The sequence below is a fragment of the Komagataeibacter saccharivorans genome (genome assembly GCF_003207825.1).
In the GTDB taxonomy this organism is placed as follows: Bacteria; Pseudomonadota; Alphaproteobacteria; order Acetobacterales; family Acetobacteraceae; genus Komagataeibacter; species Komagataeibacter saccharivorans.
The window spans coordinates 1-20255 of record NZ_NKTY01000033.1 but is presented as its reverse complement, the minus strand read 5'-3'; the positions used below and the strand labels follow the sequence as shown (position 1 = coordinate 20255).

The window sequence follows — 20255 nt, the reverse complement described above, 5'->3', positions numbered from 1 at the left end:
AACTTCCACCACCACGCCTGCGCCCTCATGGCCCAGAATGGCCGGGAACAGCCCTTCGGGGTCCGCGCCGGACAGGGTGAACTTGTCCGTATGGCACAGGCCGGTGGCCTTGATTTCCACCAGAACCTCGCCCTCGCGCGGGCCTTCAAGCTGTACGGTCTCGATTTCCAGCGGTTTACCCGCTTCAAATGCAACGGCTGCCCTTACGTCCATAACCTTAAACTCCCGGTCTTTTATGAAAAATTCATGCCACGACCTGCCTACCTACCGGTTTGCAGGACACCCAGCATGACCAGATGGTCCCTGATCGCCTGCGCCGCTGCCTGCGGCGTGGGATCAATCATGACCTGTCCCCCCGTGCCCGATGCCTGAGCCTGTATCAGGCGTGGCCGGGCGCGGTAGGGCCGGATCTGCATGTCTGCCCCTGCCATGTCGGCAGGGGGGCTGTCGGCTGTCTCGCCATATGTCAGCACCTCGCCCCGCCGCATGGCGGCGAAAGAAAATGCAGGGGTGAAGGGCGCCATTTCATGCACGCCCAACACGCACGGACCTTTTACATGCGCCCTGCGCCGCACCCCGCGTGGCAGGGCCTGTTCAACCTCGACCACGCCCTGCGTCGCCTGAATGGCAACGATATCGCGCATGATGGGCCAGTCCAGCGCATGCGCCAGCGCGTAGGGAAACAGCCCGCTATCCTCGCCGCCCGAACCGCGTCGTCCGGTCAGCACAAGATCGACCGGCGCGCCGTCAAACGCTGCGCCGGAACGGATATAGGCCGCAAGGGCTTCCACCACCCCCGCCTGCCCTGCCCCAAGGGCGACAATACGTTCCAGCCCGTAGCCTGCATATTCACGCATCGTGGGGCCAGCGGGACCGACATGCACGCCCAGCACTTCGCCACCTAACGCCAGCGCCATGCCAATCGCGCCGATTTCCCCCGCAACGGGTGCGGGCCTGCCTGATACCGTATCGTATCCCGCTGACAGCAGTATGATCGTGCGCATCCTATTCTTCCGTCCCGTTGCGCAACACTTCCAGCAGGGCTGGCATGACAAGCTGGGCATCCGCGATGATCGACAGCCCCGCGCGTTCAACCATGGCCGCGTGCAGGTCCGTGTTCACCGCCACGACATGCTCGACCCGTCCCAGCCCCTGCAGGTGCTGCGGCGTGCCGGATATGCCCATGGCGACATAGCATATGGCATCCAGCACCGTGCCCGATGCGCCCACCTGCATCTCCCGTGGCAGGAGCCCTGCATCACAGACCATGCGACTGCCACCGGGGGAGGCATGCAGCGCGCTCACCATCTGCCGGAACATGTCGAAATCCGTTACGCCATTCCCGGCGGAGACAACAAAGGGCGCTTCCGCCAGCGCCATCGTCGCCGGATCGCCCGGCTGGGGCGGGGCGACACGTATGCGCCCCCCGCCATGGACCGGGGACTGACGGTCATCACCATCCATCCCCGTCACGCGGGCTTCGTGCGCATTTCCGCCATAGGGCGCCACCCGATCGGGCGACAGGGCCATGATGCCCGGCAGGGTGGACGCAACCTGTTCCGACCGGCGGGCCATGGCGGGACGGATGGCGTTGCGGGGATTGAGAACCTCCACATCACCCATGAAACTGCGTCCGGTCGCAACCGCCACGCGCCGGGCCATGTCGCCGCCATCGGTGCTTTCGCCAAACAGCACCGTCCGGGGCGTAAACCGGGCCACTGCGTCGCCGATTGCCGCGACACTGCGTTCGGGGTCGGTGGGGTCCAGCGGCAACGGCACCACCCGGTCCGCGCCTGCCTGAGCAAAATCGGTATAGGCTGCACTGTCCAGACTGGCGGGACAGCACAGGACAACAGCCCCCTTCCACGCATCGGCCAACAGGCGGGCCGCGCCCATCACCTGCCGGTCAAGACGGCCAGGGCGGCCATCAGGCAGGTCAGGCACCACCATGACCAGACATTGCGGGTCATCAATGCGGGTGACCTGACTGCGTGCTTCCTGAACGGGGGTGGCGTTGCCACCCGTGCCTGCGCGCCCGTCACGAACAAGGCGCGCACGGGCCAGACCGGGCACCAGCAGGCGCTGACGTTCCGCGCGCGGGTCCCGACGCAGGCGACCGGACGGCGAGACCTGCCCAGCCCTGTCTGCAAGTGCTGCCGGGACAAGGCGCACGCGCCCGGCCTGCCCCGCCGTCATCCGGCGCAGGCGTAATGCCCGGGGATCAGGCCGCAGCCGGGTCATGCCCGCACCACGGCGTCAAGAACCAGTTCGGCTATATCGCGCACTTCCGGACGGTCGCCCGTCACACCTTCCAGCATGGCGGTGCAGCCGGGACAGCCAACGGCAACGATACGCGCCCCCGCATCACGCGCCTGCCCCATGCGCAGGTCGGGTATACGCACCTGCGCGTCGACATCGCTGACCGGATTACCCCCACCACCACCGCAGCACATGGCCTGCATGCCATGGCGTTCCATTTCCACGGTCCGGGTGCAGGCGGCCTGCAGCAGGCGGCGCGGGGCCTGTGTTTCCCCATTGTAGCGCGCCAGATAACATGGATCATGCCATGCGACCGGCGGCAGGTCGCGCGCCGCCAGCACCAGCCTGCCCTGTGTGACCAGATCATCCAGCAGGGCCGTATGATGCCGGACGCGCCATATGCCCCCAAGCGCCGGATATTCGTTACGCAGCATATTATAGCAATGCGGATCGGCAGTGACGATGGTGCTGAATTTACGCCGCCCCAGCGTCGTGATGACATCCGCCGCCAGCATCTGGAATGTCGCTTCATCGCCCAGCCTGCGGGCCAGATCGCCGCAATCACTTTCGGCTTCACCCAGTATCGCAAAGCGCAGGCCCGCCTGCCGCATCAACCGGACCAGTGCCTGCAGGGTGCGGGCATACCGCCGGTCATACGCCCCTTCCCCCAGCCAGAGCAGGATGTCGGTTTCCTCCCCTTCCTTCAGGACGGGAATATCCATCGCCAGCATGTCCGCACGTTCGGACAGGGGGCGGCCGCCGGGTTCGGCGCTGTCACGCATGCGCCGCAACACCTGTGCCGCGCCGGGGCGGACATCGCCATGCATAAGGGTCTGACCGCGCCGCAGGGCGATGACCGTATCGACATGTTCGATCATCATCGGGCATTCCTCGACACAGGCACGGCAGGTCGTGCATGCCCATAACGTGTCAGGGTGGATCATGGCGTCCGTTCCGACAACCGGATGGTCCATGCCGCCATTCCCTGCCACGGGTGGGGCGTTGGGGGCCGGACTGCCGGTATAGGACGCGCCGCCATCGTCACGCATGGCGCTGACCATGCCCTGTATCAGCGCCTTGGGGTTCAGCCTCTGCCCGGCGGCGAAGGCGGGACAGGCCTGCTCGCACCGCCCGCACTGGATGCAGGCATCAAAGCTGGACAGCATATTCCAGGCAAAATCGCCCGGCGTCACCGCCCCCAGCACCGGCTGGGTCAGATCGAGCGGTTGCAGCGCGGTATCGCGCCCGCCACCGAACCGGCCGGGACGGGAATGGGCCACCAGCCATGTGGAACCCGCGAAGGCATGGCGCATCGGGCCATACAGGAACAGGCCCAGCAGGCCGAAACCACCCACCGCCAGCAGCATGGTGGCGAACGCCATTACCCCCTGCCGCGCGGGCGTGTAGGCAAGGACAACCTGACAGGCCGCAAGCACGGCGATCGCCCCGGTCATGGCGGCAAGGACAGGGGCAAGCCAGTTGAACAGACCGCCGGACAGGAAGGACGGCCGCACCGGCACCCGCCGCGCCCGCACCAGCGCCGACCCGGCCATGCCCGCCAGCGCACATGCCAGAACCAGCCCCCAGTAAATCCGGCTTGATCCCAGCGGTGGCAGCATGGCCAGCATCACAAGCACAAGGCTGCCCAGCAGGCCACCGGCGGCAAGGACATGCATGCGCCCGGCACCGGGGCGACGTTCGACCACATGGTGCACATCCACCAGATACCGCCGGGGCAGCGCCAGCAGGCCACCGACCCAGTCCACCCGCGCGGGAGCGCCGCGGCGCCACAGGCGCACGAAACCCGCAGCCCCGACCGCAACCGCGATGGCCAGCAGCCAGACCAGCCCGATCATAAGCCATGCCATGGGTGTTACAGATCCTTGCACAGGCGCAGCGCATCATACAGGGCGGCATGGATATTGCGCCCGGCCACCGCATCGCCGATACGGAACAGCGCATAACCATCCTGTCCTTCGGCAAAAACGGGCTGGGTCCTGCCTTCCAGCAGGGCGGGCAGGTCGGTCTGGCCGTAATTTGCGGCATTTTCCTTGAGCGCGAAATACAGGTCCTCACGCGGCAGGTTGCCATATTCGACAATCACATGATCGACGACGCGCTCTTCCTCCACATCCGTCATGGTGTTGCGCAGCACGGCGACCAGACGGGAATCCTCGCGGTAAACTTCCGTCAGTTCCATGTTGGGCGAAAGCACCACGCCAAGGCGGTAGAGTTCACGCAGATGCACCGGCTGGTTGGTCGTTCCCACTTCCTGCGCGATCAGGCGGTCGCCTGTCGCCATTTCCACCAGACAGCCGCGCGTGGCCAGCACTTCCGCCACGGATGCCGCGTTATGCTGGCCCATGTCATCATACAGCAGCACGCTGCCCGTGGGTTCCACCGTGCCTTCCAGCACGGCGCGCGCATCATGCACCAGATCGGAACCCGGACGGTCCCCGACCGAGGCATGGCCGCCGGTGGCCACGATCACCACGTCCGGCTTTTCCGCCGCGATCAGTTCGGGCGTGGCGCGGGTGCCCAGCCGCAGGTCAACCCCCAGCTTGCGCACCTGCGCGTCCAGCCAGCGCACGATGCCCGAAAGCGCTTCACGCCAGCCCGCCCGCGCGGCGATGGTTACCTGCCCGCCCGTCTGGGCTTCCTGCTCGAACAATACGACATGATGCCCGCGCAGCGCACAGACGCGCGCGGCCTCAAGCCCCGCCACCCCGCCGCCCACGATTACCACCCGGCGGCTGATGTCCGCGCGGGGAATGTCGTGGGGCATGGTCGCTTCGCGCCCCGTGGCGGCATTCTGCAGGCACAAGGCATCGCCGCCGACGTAAATGCGGTCGATGCAGTACCCCGCCCCCACGCACTGGCGGATATCATCCTCACGCCCCTGCGCCAGCTTGTTGACCAGATGCGGGTCGGCAATATGGGCGCGCGTCATCGCCACCATGTCGATATGCCCTTCGGCCACCGCACGCGCGGCGGTTGCGACATCGGTAATGCGCTGGGCGTGGAAAACCGGGATGTCGACCTCACGCTTGATGCCGCTGGCCAGATGCAGGAAGGGCGCCACGGGAAAGGCCATGTTCGGCAGGCTGACGGCATGCGACATGTCATCGCGCGCCTGACCGCCAAGGACATTGACGAAATCGATCAGGCCACGGCGGGCATATTCAGTGGCGATGGCGATCGCATCTTCGTGCGACACGCCGTCCTTCAGCAGTTCGTCGCCGCTCATGCGCATGCCCATGATGTAATCATCACCCACGGCTTCACGCATGGCGGTCAGGATTTCGATGCCAAAGCGCATGCGGTTTTCCAGCGATCCGCCATAGGCGTCCGTACGGCGGTTGACCCCGGGCGACCAGAACTGGTCCAGCAGATGCCCATGCGCACCCGAAATCTCGAACCCGTCCAGCCCCCCCTGCTGGCACCGCCGCGCGGCATCGGCGAAGGAGCGGATAACGCGGCGGATATCCTCCACTTCCATCTCCTTGGGCACCGAGCGCGATGCGGGTTCGCGCACGACGGACGGGGCGATGACCGGCAGCCACGCATCCGTATCCCACCGCGTGCGACGGCCCATATGCGTAAGCTGGATCATCAGTGCCGCGCCATGCTGGTGCACGCGGTCCGCGAACTGCTGGAAATACGGAATGATCCCGTCATCCGCCACCGCAACCTGATTCCACGGCGTTGCCGGGCTGTCGCAGTCAACCGAGGACGAACCGCCAAACATGGTCAGGCCAATGCCGCCCTTCGCCTTTTCGGCATGATAAAGCTGATAACGCTCCTGCGGCCTGCCATCGCGGGCATAGCCCGGCGCGTGGCTTGTGCTCATGATGCGATTGCGAATTACAAGACCCTTGATGCGTAGTGGCTTGAACAGCACCTCTGCATTGGCGTTCATTCAGGGAATCCAGCATTGCTTGGTTGTCGGGAAAGATAATCGTTCAGGCGCGACATGGACGGACGGAGCCGCCGTTCATCACGCGGTGCGCAGCCGAAACGGCTGCGATAGGCCGTACTGAAATGCGCTGGCGATACGAAACCGCAGGCCAGACTGACATTGGTGATCGACATGCCCGTCTGCTGTAGCAGCCGCCGCGCGCGCTCAAGGCGCACACCCACGATATACACCGCAGGCGTGCAGTCGGCATGACGACGAAAAAGGCGTTCAAGCTGGCGGACGGACAGCCCGACATCGGCGGCGATGCCGCTGATCCGCAGGGGGCGGTCAATATCGCGTTCGATCAGGCGCATCGCCCGCATGAGGGCGGGCGGCGCATCCGCCAGCGTGGAGACGGGCTGGGCCTCGTTTCCCGTGCGGCTGCGATCAAGGATGAACTGCGCGGCAACCGCCTGCATCCGCTCGCGCCCGAAACGGGCTTCAACAATGCGCAGCATCATGTCCAGCGGCACGGAACCGCCTGCACAGGTCAAACGGTCACGGTCGATTACGAACATTTCGTCCGTAATGTCGATTTCCGGAAATTCCTCCCGGATCGCGGACAGGTTTTCCCAATGGATGGCGCATTTGTAGCCGCGCAGCAGCCCCGCTTCCGCCAGTGTGAAGGTGCCCGTGCACAACGCCCCCAGCACCACATGCGCCCGGGCCTGCACACGCAGGAAGTTACGCAGCGATGCCGAACTGGCCGCACGGACATTGATGCCGCCGCACACGAATATGACATCGTATGGCCGCGTACGCTCTGGCGCGACGGTGGGATGCAGCATGAGGCCGTTGCTGGCGGTCGCGGCCTCCCCGCTCTGGGTCAGGATGTCCCATTCATAGACATCCTGCTGCGTTACGCGGTTGGCCATGCGCAGGACTTCAATCGCATTGCTGACCGCGATCATCGAATAGCTGTTGAGTGTCAGGAAACCAAAACGGCTCAGCCCGGCGAGATCCAGCTTACGATTCATGATCAGCGTTCGATAACCAGATCGCTGGTCGGTTTCGCGCAGCACAGCAGGATCATGCCGCGATCGATCTCACGCTGGCGAATGCCGCCATCGTGCTTCATTTCCACCGTGCCGGATACCAGACGGCATTTACACGTCCCGCACATGCCCTTGGCGCACGATGCGGGCAGACGCATGCCCGCCGCCCGCGCGGCGGACAGTACCGGCGTATCCGCGCCGCACTGGATATCGCGCTGGCTTTTGGTGAATGAAATGCTGAACTGGGCCGCTTCCAGTTCCTCGATGGCTTCGATGATTTCGGGTTCGTCGGCAACCAGCGTACCGAAATCGAAGCTTTCCTCATGGTGGCGGGCCATGTCGAAACCGCCCTGCCCCAGCATGTTCCGGACCGCATCCATAAAGGGCGCGGGACCGCATACGAATACCTCACGCTCACGCCAGTCGGGCACGGCGAGTTCCAGCGCGCTGGCCGACAGCCTGCCACGATAGCCATCCCACCGTTCGGCAGGCGTATCATGTTCGCACAGCGTCACCGTGCGCAGATGCGCGTTCGCCTGTTCCAGTGCCGCCAGTTCGTGGCGGAAGATGCGGTCGCGCGGGCTACGGGCCGCATGGACAAACATGATATCCATATCAGCCGCCATGTCGCTTAACGCACGCGACATGGACATCATGGGCGTAATGCCGCTGCCACCGGACAGGAACAGCATTTTCCGCGCCCTGGACCCCGCACAGGTGAAATCACCCATCGGGCCAAGGGCGCGCACTTCCATGCCCGGACGCAGGTTGTCATGCAGCCAGTTCGACACCACGCCACCGGGCACGCGCTTGATGGTGATTTCCAGCGTGTTGGGCCGCGTGGGGCTGGAGGAAATCGTGTAGCAGCGGTTGATTTCCTGCCCGTCGATCATGACCGTAAGCGTCATGAACTGTCCGGGTGCGTAGGAAAACAGCCGTGCCTGCGGAGCGGTAAACACGAATGTACGGACATCGTGCGTTTCATCGCGTACCTGACGGCAGACCAGAACCTCATCACGTTCAGGGTCCCAGAACGGGACCCCCTGGGCTGGTGGATGTGTCACAATAGCCGACATGGATGCGCGGCCTCCGTTCATTTCACGTTATGGGAGAGGCGGTCGAGGTACCAGTTCACGAATTTCTCAACCAGACCTTCGGTATGGGGCGAATAGGGACCGGGTTCATAGGCCGGGTCCATAGCCCCCTGCTGGCCGATGGCGACAAGGTCAGCGTCCTGCTGGTTGGTGGCGTTCCACACTTCGGTCAGGCGGGTCAGGTCGTAATCGACGCCTTCCACCGCATCCTTGTTCACCAGCCAGCGCGTACGGACCAGCGTATGACCCTCGTCAATGGGAATGGCGGAGAAGGTGACGATATGATCGCCCATGAAGTGATGCCAGGAATTGGGCTGTGTCCAGAACGACAGGCCACCAGCCGCCATGTCGCCTATCGTCCCCAGCGGGATGCGACATGCGGCGCGGGTGTCCATCGTCTGGCTTTCACCCGCGCGGTCGATCGGCAGGCGTTCGGTACGAAAGCCGGTGACCCGGTCGCTCAGATGCTCGACCTCACGCGATGGCAGGCCCGCAGCTTCCCATTTCGCGCGCGACGATTCACTAAGCTGGTTATAGCGTTCGGCTTCCCTGCGCCCTTCCTCATCAAGGGATTCCGGCGCGAAACCGAAACCATAGGCAAACAGCGGGATGGTCAGTTCGGGATGGTTCGGGCCGCAGTGATAGCACTCGCGGTTGTTTTCCATCACCAGCTTCCAGTTGCCGTTTTCAATCAGGTCAGCCTGATGGGCAACGCGGGTGTTGCGGATGTCATGGGGGGCCAGATACGGCTCCATGATTTCGGCCATCGCGTCGATATCGTCGGGCGCATCTTCGGCCAGACAGATGAACAGCAGCCCCCCCACCGAACGCAGGTGGACCGGCTTCAGCCCGTGGCAGCCCCGGTCGAAATCGGGGGTCATGTGTTCCGCGAATTTCAGGCCGCCGTCCAGCCCGTAGGTCCATGAATGGTAGGGGCAGACAATATTGCCGATGATTGTCTTGCCTTCAGGGATCATGCGCGCGCCGCGATGGCGGCAGACATTGTGGTAGGCCCTGACGGCGCCTTCATCATCACGCACGATGATGACGGAGGAATTGCCGATATTGACCACCATCGCGTCACCTTCCTCGGCTACGTCGGGTTCAACACCGACATAGATCCAGTGACGGCCGAAAATCGCCTCCATATCCATCCGGAAGATTTCGGGACTGGTATAAAACGGCGCTTCCAGCGAAAACCCCGGCTTGCGCCGGGCGATCAGTTCGCTGACTGAAACCACGCTATCCTTGGCCATCGCACGGTGGACCTTTCCTTAGAAATACGCGTTATGCGATTACCAGTATCGTTCCAACACAATAACATCTTATGCGTATATGCGACATATTATTATATCAGAACGACTTTCTTGTATACGGCGCTAACATTCAGGAAATCCGACAGCCAGCCCCCCCTGCGAGGTTTCCTTGTAGCGGCTGCTCATATCCGCACCCGTCTCGCGCATGGTGACGATCACCTGATCGAGCGACACGAAATGCGTGCCGTCCCCCCGCATGGCAAGCGACGCCGCATTGATCGCCTTGACCGCGCCAAAGGCGTTGCGTTCGATACAGGGAATCTGCACCAGGCCACCAACCGGGTCGCATGTCATGCCCAGATGATGTTCCATGCCGATTTCGGCGGCGTTCTCGATCTGCTGGACATTGCCACCCAGAGCCGCCGCAAGGCCCGCCGCCGCCATGGAACACGCAACCCCGACTTCCCCCTGGCAACCAACTTCCGCGCCGGAAATGGAGGCGTTGCGTTTGAACAGGCCACCAACCGCCGTTGCGGTCAGCAGGAAGTCATATTCCCGCTCCGGCGTGGCGCCGGGGCAGAAGTCACGGTAATACCGCAGCACGGCGGGCACCACGCCCGCCGCCCCGTTCGTGGGCGCGGTTACGATACGGCCCCCGGCCGCGTTTTCCTCATTCACGGCAATGGCGTAAAGACTGACCCAGTCCATGACCTCGTGCGCCGCGCGCACGTTGCGGAAACGGTCCCCTTTCAGCCGGTCATAAATGGCCGCCGCCCGCCGTCGCACCGCCAGACGCCCCGGCAGGACCCCCTGCTGGTGCATGCCCCGGTCAACGCAACCCATCATGGTTGCAATGATCCGGTCAATCCCGGCGGTGATTTCATGTTCCGGGCGCAGGGCGCGTTCATTGGCCAGCACGATTTCGGCAATCGTCAGGCCGGTACGGCGCGTGATCTCCAGCAGGTCGCGGGCCGATGTAATCTCGAAAGGCACATCCGCCGTGGCCACCACCGCATCATGGGCATGGGCCTCGGCCACGATAAAGCCACCACCGATCGAACAGATCCGCTGGCACGCAACCTGTTCGCCAGCCGCATCATAGGCGATGAACTGCACCGTATTGGGATGGACGGGTGGCACCGTCACGCGGTCGAATATGATGTCACCGGCCGGATCGAAGGACAGGGTCCGATCCGGCAGCGACAGCCTGTGGGCCGCCCTGACATGGGCGACCAGTTCATCGGCCATGTCTGGATCGACGGTATCGGGCAGATACCCCATCAACCCCAGAATGACGGCCTTGTCCGTCGCATGTCCCACGCCGGTCCAGGCCAGTGATCCCAGCAGGGTGACCTCTATCCGCGCCACATCGGGACAGGCGCGCAGCGCGACCGCGAAGTCATGCGCCGCGCGCATCGGCCCGACCGTGTGGGAGGACGATGGGCCGATACCGATCTTGAACAACTCAAAAAGGCTGATCATGCCATCCCTGTTTCGCTGCTCGCTGCGTCGTCAGAACCTGACATCGCAGGCTACTTTCTGCAGATATTCCGTCATGTAGGGGACGAACGAACGCCACACCTCCAGCCGGAACGATTGCGGCCCCGTGCGCCAGACCATGCCATCCGCCTTGGCCAGCAGCGTGCGCGTGGCCATGCCGACGGGAAAGGCGCGGATGTTGAAATCCATCGGGGAGAGGCTGGACAGAACCAGTTCCACGTCCGGCCCGCTGATATCGATGGCAACCTGCCGGTCGCTGATTTCAACAAGGCTGGAAGGGATGTCCTTCAACCCGGCCTGCAGGGCGGAGTAAATGGCGTCCGCCCTGTCCGGCTCGGCAAAAAAGACCAGTTCGTGCGGGCCGAGGCGGGCGGCAGTACCGCCAGCCACCTGCGCCGTACGGAGCATGTCCGGCACACCGGACAGGCCAAACGCCGCAGCCCCCGCCGCAAGTCCGGCATCGCGCCCCTGCAGCACCCAGCGGCGCAGATCCGGTCCCGCCGCCACATCAAAACGGGCTTGAGACGCTGTCATGACATCAGACATTCAGGCGGGCTCCCTCGACATCATAAAACACGGGATTGGTAACCTTGACCGGGATCGACCGGCCTTCCACGGGCACATACAGCGTCTCGCCCATACGGGCGCGGCCACCGGCCACCATCGCCAGCGCGATGGAATGACCCAGCGTCGCGCTGAAATAGGATGACGTGACATGACCCAGCTTGTGCATGGGCACGGCCTCATCGGGACGGGCCACAAGCTGCGTGCCTTCTTCCAGCACCTCGGACGGGTCCAGCGTCAGCAGGCCGACAAGCTGCAGCCGGTCAGGGGCCTTCAGCGCGGGCAGCGCCAGCGACCGCTTGCCGACAAAGTCCTTCTTGACCTTGCTGACCGCCCAGCCACATCCGACATCATCAGGCGTTGCCGTGCCATCGGTTTCCTGACCGACGACGATGTAGCCCTTTTCCGCACGCAGCACGTGCATCGTTTCGGTGCCATACGGCGTCATGCCGTGCGGCTCGCCCGCAGCCCAGATCGCATCCCAGATCCTGCGGCCATGCCTGCTGGGCACGTTGACCTCGAAGCCGAGTTCACCGGTGAAGCTGACGCGGAACAGTCGCATCGGCACACCGCAGATGCTGCCTTCGGCCATGCTCATATGCGGCAGGGCCTCGGCGGAGATGTCCAGACCATCGACCAGCGGTGCCAGCACCTTGCGCGCCAGCGGCCCCTGTACCGCAATGACCGACCATTCTTCCGAAGTGGAGGTCAGCCACACATCCAGATCCGGCCATTCGGTCTGGAGATAGTCCTCCATCATGTTCAGCACGCCGGCGGCCCCACCCGTGGTGGTGGTGACGTGGAAGCGGTCCGCGGCAACCCGGCCCACAACGCCATCGTCATACACGAACCCGTTTTCACGGCACAGCAGGCCATACCGGCACCGGCCGACCGCAAGCTTGGTCCAGCCATTGACATACATGCGGTTCATGAACGTGGCGGCGTCGGGGCCGACCACCTCGATCTTGCCCAGCGTGGAGGCATCGAAAATGCCCACCGCACTGCGCGTGGCCAGACATTCGCGCCGGACAGCCGCTTCCATGTCTTCCCCGTTGATCGGGAAATACCGCGCGCGCTGCCACAGGCCGACATCCTCGAACACCGCGCCACGATCCCGCGCCCAGCCATCCGCTGCCGTGCGCCGCACCGGATCGAACAGGAATTCGCGCGCATGACCGGCAAAAGCGCCAAACGTGACCGGCGTAAACGGCGGGCGGAAGGTGGTCAGACCAACCTTTTCCACCGGGCGGCCCAGCGCTTCGGATGCAATGCCCAGCGCATTCACATTGGATGACTTGCCCTGATCGGTCGCCATGCCGGTCGTGGTGTAACGCTTGATATGTTCGATGGAGCGGAAGCCCTCGCGCACGGCAAGCTTTACGTCCTTGGCCGTCACGTCGTTCTGGTAATCGACGAAAGCCATGGCACGCAGGCCCTTGCCGCGTCGCGGCAGCGCACCGGCGAAACCACCCCGGCCCGGTTCGTCCAGATCGCCCGTCTGCCATTGCGGGGCCGATCCGTCGAACCCGGTGGCGGCAGCGGCTTCGGCCCCTGCCCGCGCGCCGTCTTCCAGCACCCTGTCCAGACGATAGACGCCACGGCACGCACCGGCGGAACGTTCGCGTTCAGCCGACTGGCCGGGCACGTAAACGCCCAGTTCCTCATCAAACACCAGCTTGCCACGCGACTGGGAGAACATGTGGACGCTGGGCGTAAATCCGCCCGACATCAGCACCAGATCGGCCCGCCACTGGTGCCCCTTGCCCACTGAACCATCGGGAAGCAGTTGCGCCAGTTCCACGCTGCACACACGGTTGAGACCATGCGCGCGCTGGATGGTGGTGTTGGGAAGTACGGTAATGCCCGCACGGATGGCAGCCGCCACCAGCGCGCCATCCGGCGCGGGCCGCAGGTCGGCAATGGCCGCGACCGTCACCCCCGCATCCTTCAGGTCCAGCGCCACGCGGTAGGCTGCGTCATCCGCCGTGACCACGATCGCCCGCCTGCCGCAGGCCACGCCGTAGCGGTTCAGATAGGTACGCGCGGCAGTCGCCAGCATGACACCGGGGCGGTCATTGCCATCGAATACCAGCGGGCGTTCCAGCGCGCCCGCCGCCAGCACGACTTCCTTCGCCCGGACCTGCCACAGCCGTTCTTTTGGCTGGCCGACGGCCGGATGCGCCAGATGATCGGTCAGGCGCTCATTCAGCGCGACCATGTTATGCGGGCCGTAATTGAACGCCGTGCAACGGGTCAGAAGCCGCACATTGGGCATGGCGTTCAGTTCATCAACGACTTCACGCGCCCAGGCGGCGCCCGTCTTGCCATCAATGCGCGATGTCGTGTCCGACAGCAGCCAGCCACCGGCTTCCGCCGTTTCATCAGCCACGATGACACGCGCGCCAGCCCGGCCCGCCGCCAGTGCCGCGGCAAGACCGGCAGGCCCGGCGCCCACCACCAGCACATCGCAGTGTTCATAACGGAAAGCATACTGGTCCGGGTCCGGCGCGGTGGGTGCTACACCCAGCCCGGCTGAGGCACGGATGATCGGCTCGTACACCTTGTCCCAGAAGCTGCGCGGCCACATGAAGGTCTTGTAGTAGAAGCCGGCAGGCAGCAGCGGGGCAGCCAGCGTGTTGACCGCGCCCAGATCGAATTTCAGGCACGGAAAGCGGTTCTGGCTGATGGCGACAAGGCCGTCATGGATCTCGACCTGTGTTGCGCGCAGGTTGGGGGTCTGCAGCGCAGGGCCGGAGCCTACGGCGACCAACGCATTGGGTTCATCCGACCCGGCGGAAACCACGCCGCGCGGGCGATGGTACTTGAACGAACGCCCCATCAGGTGCTGCCCGTTGGCCAGCAGCGCCGATGCCAGCGTATCACCTTCGTAACCCTGGAATTCACGGCCGTCGAAAGTAAAGGTCACGCGCCGCGCAGTATTGACGCGGCCACGGCCGGGAATACGGTACTGCTTTGTCATCGTGCCGCCTCCGCCGCCGCTTCGCTGTCGATGGTGGGGCGTGGCTGGCCCATTTCGTAAGTCATCACAAAACGATCCGTTCGGGTATCACGGATGGCATTGAAAAACCGTCCGCATCCATGGGAATGACGCCACCGTTCGGCAATCAGTCCCTTGGGATTGTCACGCATGTAGAGGTACTGGGCCCATTCCTCATCACTGACCGCCATCGGGTCTGCAGGGCGGACGATGTGGGCTTCGCCAGCATTGGCATATTCGATTTCGGCACGATCACCGCAATAGGGACAACGGATCAGAAGCATGCTGACCTCCTTAGTGGGCGACGGCCGCTGCCGCGGCCTCGTCGATCATGACCCCGTCACGGAAACGCTCTATCGTGAAGGGCGCATTGATCGGGTGCGGTTCATTCCTGGCAATTGTCCAGGCAAACAGGTTGGCGGCCCCCGGCGTGGCCTTGAACCCACCCGTACCCCAGCCGCAATTGACATACAGGCCAGGGATCGATGTCTTGGCCGTAATGGGCGAACGGTCGGGCGTATTATCGGTAATGCCGCCCCATGACCGCAGCATGCGCAGGCGGCGGAACATGGGGAACAGTTCGCAGATGGCTTCCAGCGTATGGGCGGGAATGTGCAGCCCGCCGCGCTGGGTATAGGATACGTAGGAATCCGTCCCCGCCCCGATCACCATCTCACCCTTGTCCGACTGGCTGATATAGGCATGGATGGTGTTGGACATTACGATGGTGGGAAACGCGGGCTTGACCGGTTCGGACACCAGCGCCTGCAGCGGGTTGCTCTGCAATGGCAGGCGTATTCCCGCCATGCCCAGCACGACCGAGCTGTGACCCGCAACCGATACGCCGATCTTGCCCGTGCGGATATCGCCGCGCGTGGTGTTTATGCCGGTCACTTCACCCGTGGGTGCGCGCATGATGCCCGTCACCTCACAGTTTTCGATGATATCGACACCAAGGTCGCTTGCCGCGCGGGCAAAGCCCCACGCCACCGCGTCATGACGCGCGGTACCTGCGCGGCGCTGCAATGACGCGCCAAGGACAGGGTAGCGGATATTGGGGGAAATATTCAGCGGCGGGCAGAATTCCTTGGCTTCTTCCGCCGTCAGCCATTCATTGTCGATCCCGTTCAGGCGATTGGCATGAACATGGCGCTTGAAGCTCTGCACATCATGGACCGTATGCGCGACCATAAGACAGCCGCGCTGACTGAACATGACGTTGTAATTAAGCTCCTGCGAGAGGTTTTCCCACAGTTTAAGCGAATGCTCGTAATAGGAAGAACTTTCATCAAACAGGTAATTCGACCGGATGATGGTCGTATTACGTGCGGTGTTTCCCCCCGCGAGCCATCCCCGTTCGATCACGGCGATATTACGCAGTCCGTGCTGCCTGGCCAGGTAATAGGCCGTGCCCAGACCGTGGCCGCCACCGCCTACGATAACGATATCGTAGGCCGGTTTGGGCGCAACCGACCGCCACTGGGGCTTCCAGCCAAGATGACCGCCAATTGCCTGGCGCGCTAGTGAAAGTGCCGAAAATTTCTGCATGTTCATCCTACATGCTGCGAGACGATATGACGCCGAGCATGCACCCGCCGCCTGTTTCCCGCTGGTATGGATAAGACGGAAAACTTGAATAATAGCGACATGCTGGTTTTTTTATCGAAACGAATCTGAAAACCCGTCACAGCATGCACGACTGCGCATAATTTTTATTTAATTCAGTTGGTTATGAAATAATCCGCGATGCACGGCTGTAGCCCTTACGACACGGCGCACCATCACGCATGTCGTATCGACCTAAATGATCCTGTGCATAAATGTTCAGCCACGCCGCATCCATACAAACCTTATGGTGCGTTATGGATCAGGCGTTACGGCGGGCTGTTTTCTAAAGATTGTCAGCCAGGGAAAATCAGCATCCTGTCCGGCAGACATATCCGTTACCATCGCAACTGGAAGATGCGCAGTCAAAACCGCGTAAAGTTCCGCCCGCCTCGACTGCCTCCATGCAACATCGCATGTCGTTTCTTCATGACAATGGACGGCTGATTAAACTGTTTTTTCAGGAAACCAGCTATCTGACACCAAAACCGTTACGCCCGTTTGTTCGTTTCCGACATTTTCATGCATGTTAAAGCCATGTAGTTCTAAAACAGGTCACATATTCAATATTTTGAATTATATGATTTCAGTCCGTTTTTCGGCCTTGCATCTGCAATCGGTTCTTATGCAGAATGAATTACCGTCCGGTTTTTCCACAAAGGATATTCCGCCCGTCATGCATCGCCTGTCTCCTTTTCTATTCCTTGCATTGGGAGCGCCCGCCCTTGCCCATGCGGCGGACCCCGCTTCGTGCCACGCGGTCAGGCTGGCCGATGTCGGCTGGACCGATGCATCCGCCGTTACCGCCGTGGGGGCGGAGGTATTCGATGCGCTCGGTTACACTGCATCCACCCCCATGGTTACGCTCAGCCTCGCCTATCTCAGCATGCAGGACGGTCATATCGACGGGTTTCTGAGCAACTGGGACCCCACGGGCGTATCCGTGATCGCGCCATACCTGAAAAACGGCAGCGTGCAGCAGATCGCGGTCAACCTGCCCAATGGCCATCTGGGCCTTGCGGTGCCCGATTATGTCGCGGCCGAAGGGTTGCGGGACTTCAAGGACATCGCGGCATGGGGCGCCAGGCTGCACCATGTCATCTACGGGCTGGAATCAGGCAATGACACGAATGATCATGTGCTGCGCATGATCAATGAAAACATGTTCGGGCTACAGCATTTCCGGCTGGTTGAAAGCAGCGAACAGGGCATGCTCAGCCAGGTTGCGCGATCGGTCGAAAGCCATCGCCCCATCGTCTTTCTGGCATGGGAACCGCACCCGATGAACATGGACTTCAGGATTACCTACCTGACCGGTGGGGAAAAGGTCTTTGGCGCGGGTGCCCATGTCAATACCGTTGTCCGCACCGGCTATGAGGCCGCATGCCCCAATGCCTACCGGTTGCTGAAACAGATCCGGTTTTCGGTGCCGGGTGAAAACATCATGATGAAGGCGATCCAGGACGATCACGTCCCCCCGCGGGAGGAAGCCCGGCAGTGGCTGCGCGCCAATCCGGATGTTCTGGCCACATGGCTGACAGATGTGACCACTTTTGACGGACAGCCGGGACTGGCCGCGGCCCGCACCTATCTGGGCATTCATTAAGGACGACCTGTCATCATGAAACATATGGAAACCTGGATCACATCGCACAAGCTGCCGGTGGGCGCCGTCATGGCGCAGCTTGTCGATTTCGTGCGCAAGCACTTCATGTTTTTCTTTAACGGCGTAAGCGACGTGGTCGGCTCCCTTGCCGATGGGCTGACGGATTTCCTGCTTGGCTTCCCGCCCCTGCTGCTGCTGGTTGTCTTTACGGTGGGATCGTACGTCGCCCGGCGGTCGGGATGGCTTACGGCACTGGTCGGGCTGGGGCTGCTGTTCATCATCAATCAGGGCTACTGGCAGGAAACGATGGGCACGCTGTCGCTTGTGCTCTTTTCCACCATTATCTGCCTGCTGGTCGGCGTCCCGCTGGGTATTGCCGCAGCCCATCGCCCCTGGCTGGGCCGCCTGCTGCATCCCGTGCTCGATCTCATGCAGACGCTGCCCACCTTCGTCTATCTGATCCCCACCCTTATCCTGTTCGGTCTGGGTACGGTTCCGGGCATGATCTCCACCATCGTTTTCGCCATTCCCGCCCCGATCCGGATGACGGAAATGGGCATTGCCTCGGTCCCGCGCACCCTGCTGGAAGCGGGAGAATCCTTTGGCAGCACGCCACGGCAGCTTCTGTGGAAGATCGAGATTCCCGCCGCACTCCCCATGATCCGCGCGGGGCTTACGCAGTGCATCATGCTCAGCCTGTCCATGGTCGTGATCGCCGCACTGGTCGGTGCCGGGGGGCTGGGGGTGCCGGTTGTGCGCGCGCTCAATACCGTGCAGGTCGATACGGGCTTTGAATCCGGCTTTGCGATTGTTCTGCTCGCCATCATGCTCGATCGCCTGTGTCGCGCAAAAGGAACGTCCTGATGACTACCGCCCTTGCCTTCAGCCACGTTGACATCCTCTTCCACCGCCAGAACAGCAAGGCCGCCATCAACCGCGCGCTGGCCATGCTGGATGAAGGTGGAACGCGCGAAGAAATCGCCCGCACGACACAGGTTACCGTGGGCGTAGCGGATGCGAACCTTGCCATTGAACGTGGCGAGATCAGCATATTGATGGGGCTGTCCGGCTCCGGAAAATCCACGTTGCTGCGGGCCGCGAATGGCCTGAACAAAGCGGTGCGGGGGGAAGTGCAGATCGGTAATGGCGTGGCCTATGTCGATCTGTCCAACTGCGATGACGATACGCTGCGTGAAATCCGCAAGACCCGCATTGCCATGGTGTTCCAGAATTTTGGCCTGCTGCCATGGCGCACCGTGCGTGACAATGCCGGGTTAGGACTGGAACTGCGTGGCATCACCCCGTCCATGCGCCGCAAGATGGTGGACGAAAAGCTGGAACTGGTCGGGCTTTCCCGCTGGGCCAATTCGCGCATAAGCGAACTGTCGGGCGGCATGCAGCAGCGCGTCGGCCTGGCCCGCGCCTTCGCCACGGATGCCGACATCCTGCTTATGGATGAACCTTTTTCCGCGCTTGATCCCCTCATCCGGCGCAAGCTTCAGGATGAACTGCTTCACATCCAGAAGCAGTTGAAGAAAACCATCATCTTCGTCAGCCACGACATCGACGAGGCGCTGAAGATCGGCAACCAGATTACGATCATGCGCGAAGGCCGCATTATCCAGACCGGTACGCCGCATGACATCCTGTTCCGCCCGGTCAATGATTACGTGGGCGAATTCGTACGCCATATGAATCCGCTGCCGGTTCTGGACGCGGCATCGGTCATGCGCGGGCTTGATCTGCCGGGCAAAACGGATGACGGGTTTACCCCCATTGACGAAGCGGGCCTTTACAGGTTCGATTTTGTCGCTGATCAGGTCAGGCATATCGGTGGCAGGGTGCACGCCATCCAGCGCCACATGACCGTGCCCGATACCCATACCTGTGAAATCGGGCCGGGTCTGGTGCAGTGCGTACCCACGGGAACATCACTGCATGCCGTTGCCCTGTTGCGCCAGCGCAGCAATATGCCGGTCCTGATCCACCGGGAAGGCGAAGTTGTCGGCCTGTGCGACCATGGCGATATCATTCGGGGCATGACGCAAATAATGGGTGGCTGACAGAACGCACGTGCAAGCGTAAGAAAAGAATGTAAGGCGTGTTTTATTTTATATTATGCAGATATCTGTCGTAATCTGAAAATAAAATGACGCCACTTTCCAAAAGCACTGTCCGGGGATACCCCTTCCCCTGTATAAGCACCTTATAACGCGGAGCCGTCCGCCCTCATCCTGTTTTACACTATTTATGGCGGTTCTGCATTTTCTGGAGATTCGATCATGTTGGACACTATTGATCAGGCAGGTCTGCGCCAGTACTTCCGCGCCCCGCTGACGGAAGCGGACCCGGATGTTGCTGCGATCATTGGCGCGGAACTGGAACGCCAGCGCGACGGTATTGAACTGATTGCGAGCGAG

General features: G+C 62.4%; 16 protein-coding genes and 1 pseudogene. 4 read left to right on the top strand and 13 right to left on the bottom strand.

Going from position 1 to position 20255, the window contains the following annotated elements; all coding sequences use genetic code 11:
• The 13 genes from CFR79_RS14000 to CFR79_RS13940 form a co-directional block, all read right to left on the bottom strand.
• Positions 1-213: alcohol dehydrogenase catalytic domain-containing protein (locus tag CFR79_RS14000; RefSeq protein ID WP_181417423.1), on the bottom strand; the 213-nt coding region annotated here is incomplete at its 3' end.
• Between the two features lie 47 nt (positions 214-260).
• Positions 261-1004, bottom strand: a complete 744-nt coding sequence (locus CFR79_RS13995) for an electron transfer flavoprotein subunit beta (protein ID WP_110548297.1) — start codon at positions 1002-1004, stop codon at positions 261-263.
• 1 nt (position 1005) lies between these two features.
• Positions 1006-2241, bottom strand: a complete 1236-nt coding sequence (locus CFR79_RS13990) for an electron transfer flavoprotein subunit alpha/FixB family protein (protein ID WP_110548296.1) — start codon at positions 2239-2241, stop codon at positions 1006-1008.
• Positions 2238-4127, bottom strand: coding sequence for a DUF3483 domain-containing protein (locus CFR79_RS13985; protein WP_110548295.1), 1890 nt, complete (start codon positions 4125-4127; stop codon positions 2238-2240). The genes CFR79_RS13990 and CFR79_RS13985 overlap by 4 nt, the downstream gene beginning before the upstream one ends.
• A gap of 5 nt (positions 4128-4132) precedes the next feature.
• Positions 4133-6178, bottom strand: a complete 2046-nt coding sequence (locus CFR79_RS13980; protein ID WP_110548294.1) for an oxidoreductase — start codon at positions 6176-6178, stop codon at positions 4133-4135.
• The gene (locus CFR79_RS13975; RefSeq protein ID WP_102324260.1) at positions 6175-7194 is read right to left on the bottom strand and encodes a GlxA family transcriptional regulator; all 1020 of its coding nucleotides are present in this window, start codon (positions 7192-7194) and stop codon (positions 6175-6177) included. The genes CFR79_RS13980 and CFR79_RS13975 overlap by 4 nt, the downstream gene beginning before the upstream one ends.
• Positions 7195-7196: 2 nt before the next feature.
• On the bottom strand, positions 7197-8288 hold the full coding sequence (locus tag CFR79_RS13970; protein WP_110548293.1) for a hybrid-cluster NAD(P)-dependent oxidoreductase: 1092 nt from the start codon (positions 8286-8288) through the stop codon (positions 7197-7199).
• A 17-nt stretch (positions 8289-8305) separates the two neighbouring features.
• Entirely contained in the window at positions 8306-9562 is a 1257-nt protein-coding gene (locus tag CFR79_RS13965; RefSeq protein WP_110548292.1) for an aromatic ring-hydroxylating oxygenase subunit alpha, read from the bottom strand.
• A 123-nt stretch (positions 9563-9685) separates the two neighbouring features.
• Entirely contained in the window at positions 9686-11044 is a 1359-nt protein-coding gene (locus tag CFR79_RS13960; RefSeq protein WP_110548291.1) for an L-serine ammonia-lyase, read from the bottom strand.
• A gap of 30 nt (positions 11045-11074) precedes the next feature.
• Positions 11075-11596 carry a sarcosine oxidase subunit gamma gene (locus CFR79_RS13955; RefSeq protein WP_165927266.1) on the bottom strand — a complete coding sequence of 174 codons (522 nt, stop codon included), beginning with the start codon at positions 11594-11596 and terminating at the stop codon, positions 11075-11077.
• Between the two features lie 4 nt (positions 11597-11600).
• The gene (locus CFR79_RS13950) at positions 11601-14606 is read right to left on the bottom strand and encodes a sarcosine oxidase subunit alpha family protein (protein WP_110548290.1); all 3006 of its coding nucleotides are present in this window, start codon (positions 14604-14606) and stop codon (positions 11601-11603) included.
• Positions 14603-14908, bottom strand: a complete 306-nt coding sequence (locus CFR79_RS13945) for a sarcosine oxidase subunit delta (RefSeq protein WP_102323940.1) — start codon at positions 14906-14908, stop codon at positions 14603-14605. The genes CFR79_RS13950 and CFR79_RS13945 overlap by 4 nt, the downstream gene beginning before the upstream one ends.
• Before the next feature lie 10 nt (positions 14909-14918).
• Positions 14919-16172, bottom strand: coding sequence for a sarcosine oxidase subunit beta family protein (locus CFR79_RS13940; protein ID WP_102324261.1), 1254 nt, complete (start codon positions 16170-16172; stop codon positions 14919-14921).
• A gap of 733 nt (positions 16173-16905) precedes the next feature.
• On the opposite strand from CFR79_RS13940, the gene CFR79_RS13935 reads away from it, so the two are divergent.
• The 4 genes and pseudogenes from CFR79_RS13935 to glyA all read left to right on the top strand — a co-directional run.
• Positions 16906-17835, top strand: coding sequence for a glycine betaine ABC transporter substrate-binding protein (locus tag CFR79_RS13935; protein WP_102324262.1), 930 nt, complete (start codon positions 16906-16908; stop codon positions 17833-17835).
• Between the two features lie 15 nt (positions 17836-17850).
• The gene (gene choW / locus CFR79_RS13930) at positions 17851-18699 is read left to right on the top strand and encodes a choline ABC transporter permease subunit (RefSeq protein WP_102323942.1); all 849 of its coding nucleotides are present in this window, start codon (positions 17851-17853) and stop codon (positions 18697-18699) included.
• Positions 18699-19898 carry a quaternary amine ABC transporter ATP-binding protein gene (locus CFR79_RS13925; protein ID WP_110548289.1) on the top strand — a complete coding sequence of 400 codons (1200 nt, stop codon included), beginning with the start codon at positions 18699-18701 and terminating at the stop codon, positions 19896-19898. The genes choW and CFR79_RS13925 overlap by 1 nt, the downstream gene beginning before the upstream one ends.
• A gap of 219 nt (positions 19899-20117) precedes the next feature.
• A pseudogene (gene glyA, locus CFR79_RS16260) lies at positions 20118-20255 on the top strand (serine hydroxymethyltransferase); the annotation flags it as partial.

Excerpts from the sequence above, each read along its gene's own strand:
- CFR79_RS13990 (WP_110548296.1), bottom strand. The coding sequence starts at position 2,241 with ATGACCCGGCTGCGGCCTGATCCCCGGGCATTACGCCTGCGCCGGATG.
- CFR79_RS13995 (WP_110548297.1), bottom strand. The coding sequence starts at position 1,004 with ATGCGCACGATCATACTGCTGTCAGCGGGATACGATACGGTATCAGGC.
- CFR79_RS13925 (WP_110548289.1), top strand. The coding sequence starts at position 18,699 with ATGACTACCGCCCTTGCCTTCAGCCACGTTGACATCCTCTTCCACCGC.
- CFR79_RS13955 (WP_165927266.1), bottom strand. The coding sequence starts at position 11,596 with ATGACAGCGTCTCAAGCCCGTTTTGATGTGGCGGCGGGACCGGATCTG.
- CFR79_RS13975 (WP_102324260.1), bottom strand. The coding sequence starts at position 7,194 with ATGAATCGTAAGCTGGATCTCGCCGGGCTGAGCCGTTTTGGTTTCCTG.
- CFR79_RS13980 (WP_110548294.1), bottom strand. The coding sequence starts at position 6,178 with ATGAACGCCAATGCAGAGGTGCTGTTCAAGCCACTACGCATCAAGGGT.
- CFR79_RS13965 (WP_110548292.1), bottom strand. The coding sequence starts at position 9,562 with ATGGCCAAGGATAGCGTGGTTTCAGTCAGCGAACTGATCGCCCGGCGC.
- CFR79_RS13945 (WP_102323940.1), bottom strand. The coding sequence starts at position 14,908 with ATGCTTCTGATCCGTTGTCCCTATTGCGGTGATCGTGCCGAAATCGAA.
- CFR79_RS13950 (WP_110548290.1), bottom strand. The coding sequence starts at position 14,606 with ATGACAAAGCAGTACCGTATTCCCGGCCGTGGCCGCGTCAATACTGCG.
- choW (WP_102323942.1), top strand. The coding sequence starts at position 17,851 with ATGAAACATATGGAAACCTGGATCACATCGCACAAGCTGCCGGTGGGC.
- CFR79_RS13985 (WP_110548295.1), bottom strand. The coding sequence starts at position 4,127 with ATGGCATGGCTTATGATCGGGCTGGTCTGGCTGCTGGCCATCGCGGTT.
- CFR79_RS13935 (WP_102324262.1), top strand. The coding sequence starts at position 16,906 with ATGCATCGCCTGTCTCCTTTTCTATTCCTTGCATTGGGAGCGCCCGCC.
- CFR79_RS13940 (WP_102324261.1), bottom strand. The coding sequence starts at position 16,172 with ATGCAGAAATTTTCGGCACTTTCACTAGCGCGCCAGGCAATTGGCGGT.
- CFR79_RS13960 (WP_110548291.1), bottom strand. The coding sequence starts at position 11,044 with ATGATCAGCCTTTTTGAGTTGTTCAAGATCGGTATCGGCCCATCGTCC.
- CFR79_RS13970 (WP_110548293.1), bottom strand. The coding sequence starts at position 8,288 with ATGTCGGCTATTGTGACACATCCACCAGCCCAGGGGGTCCCGTTCTGG.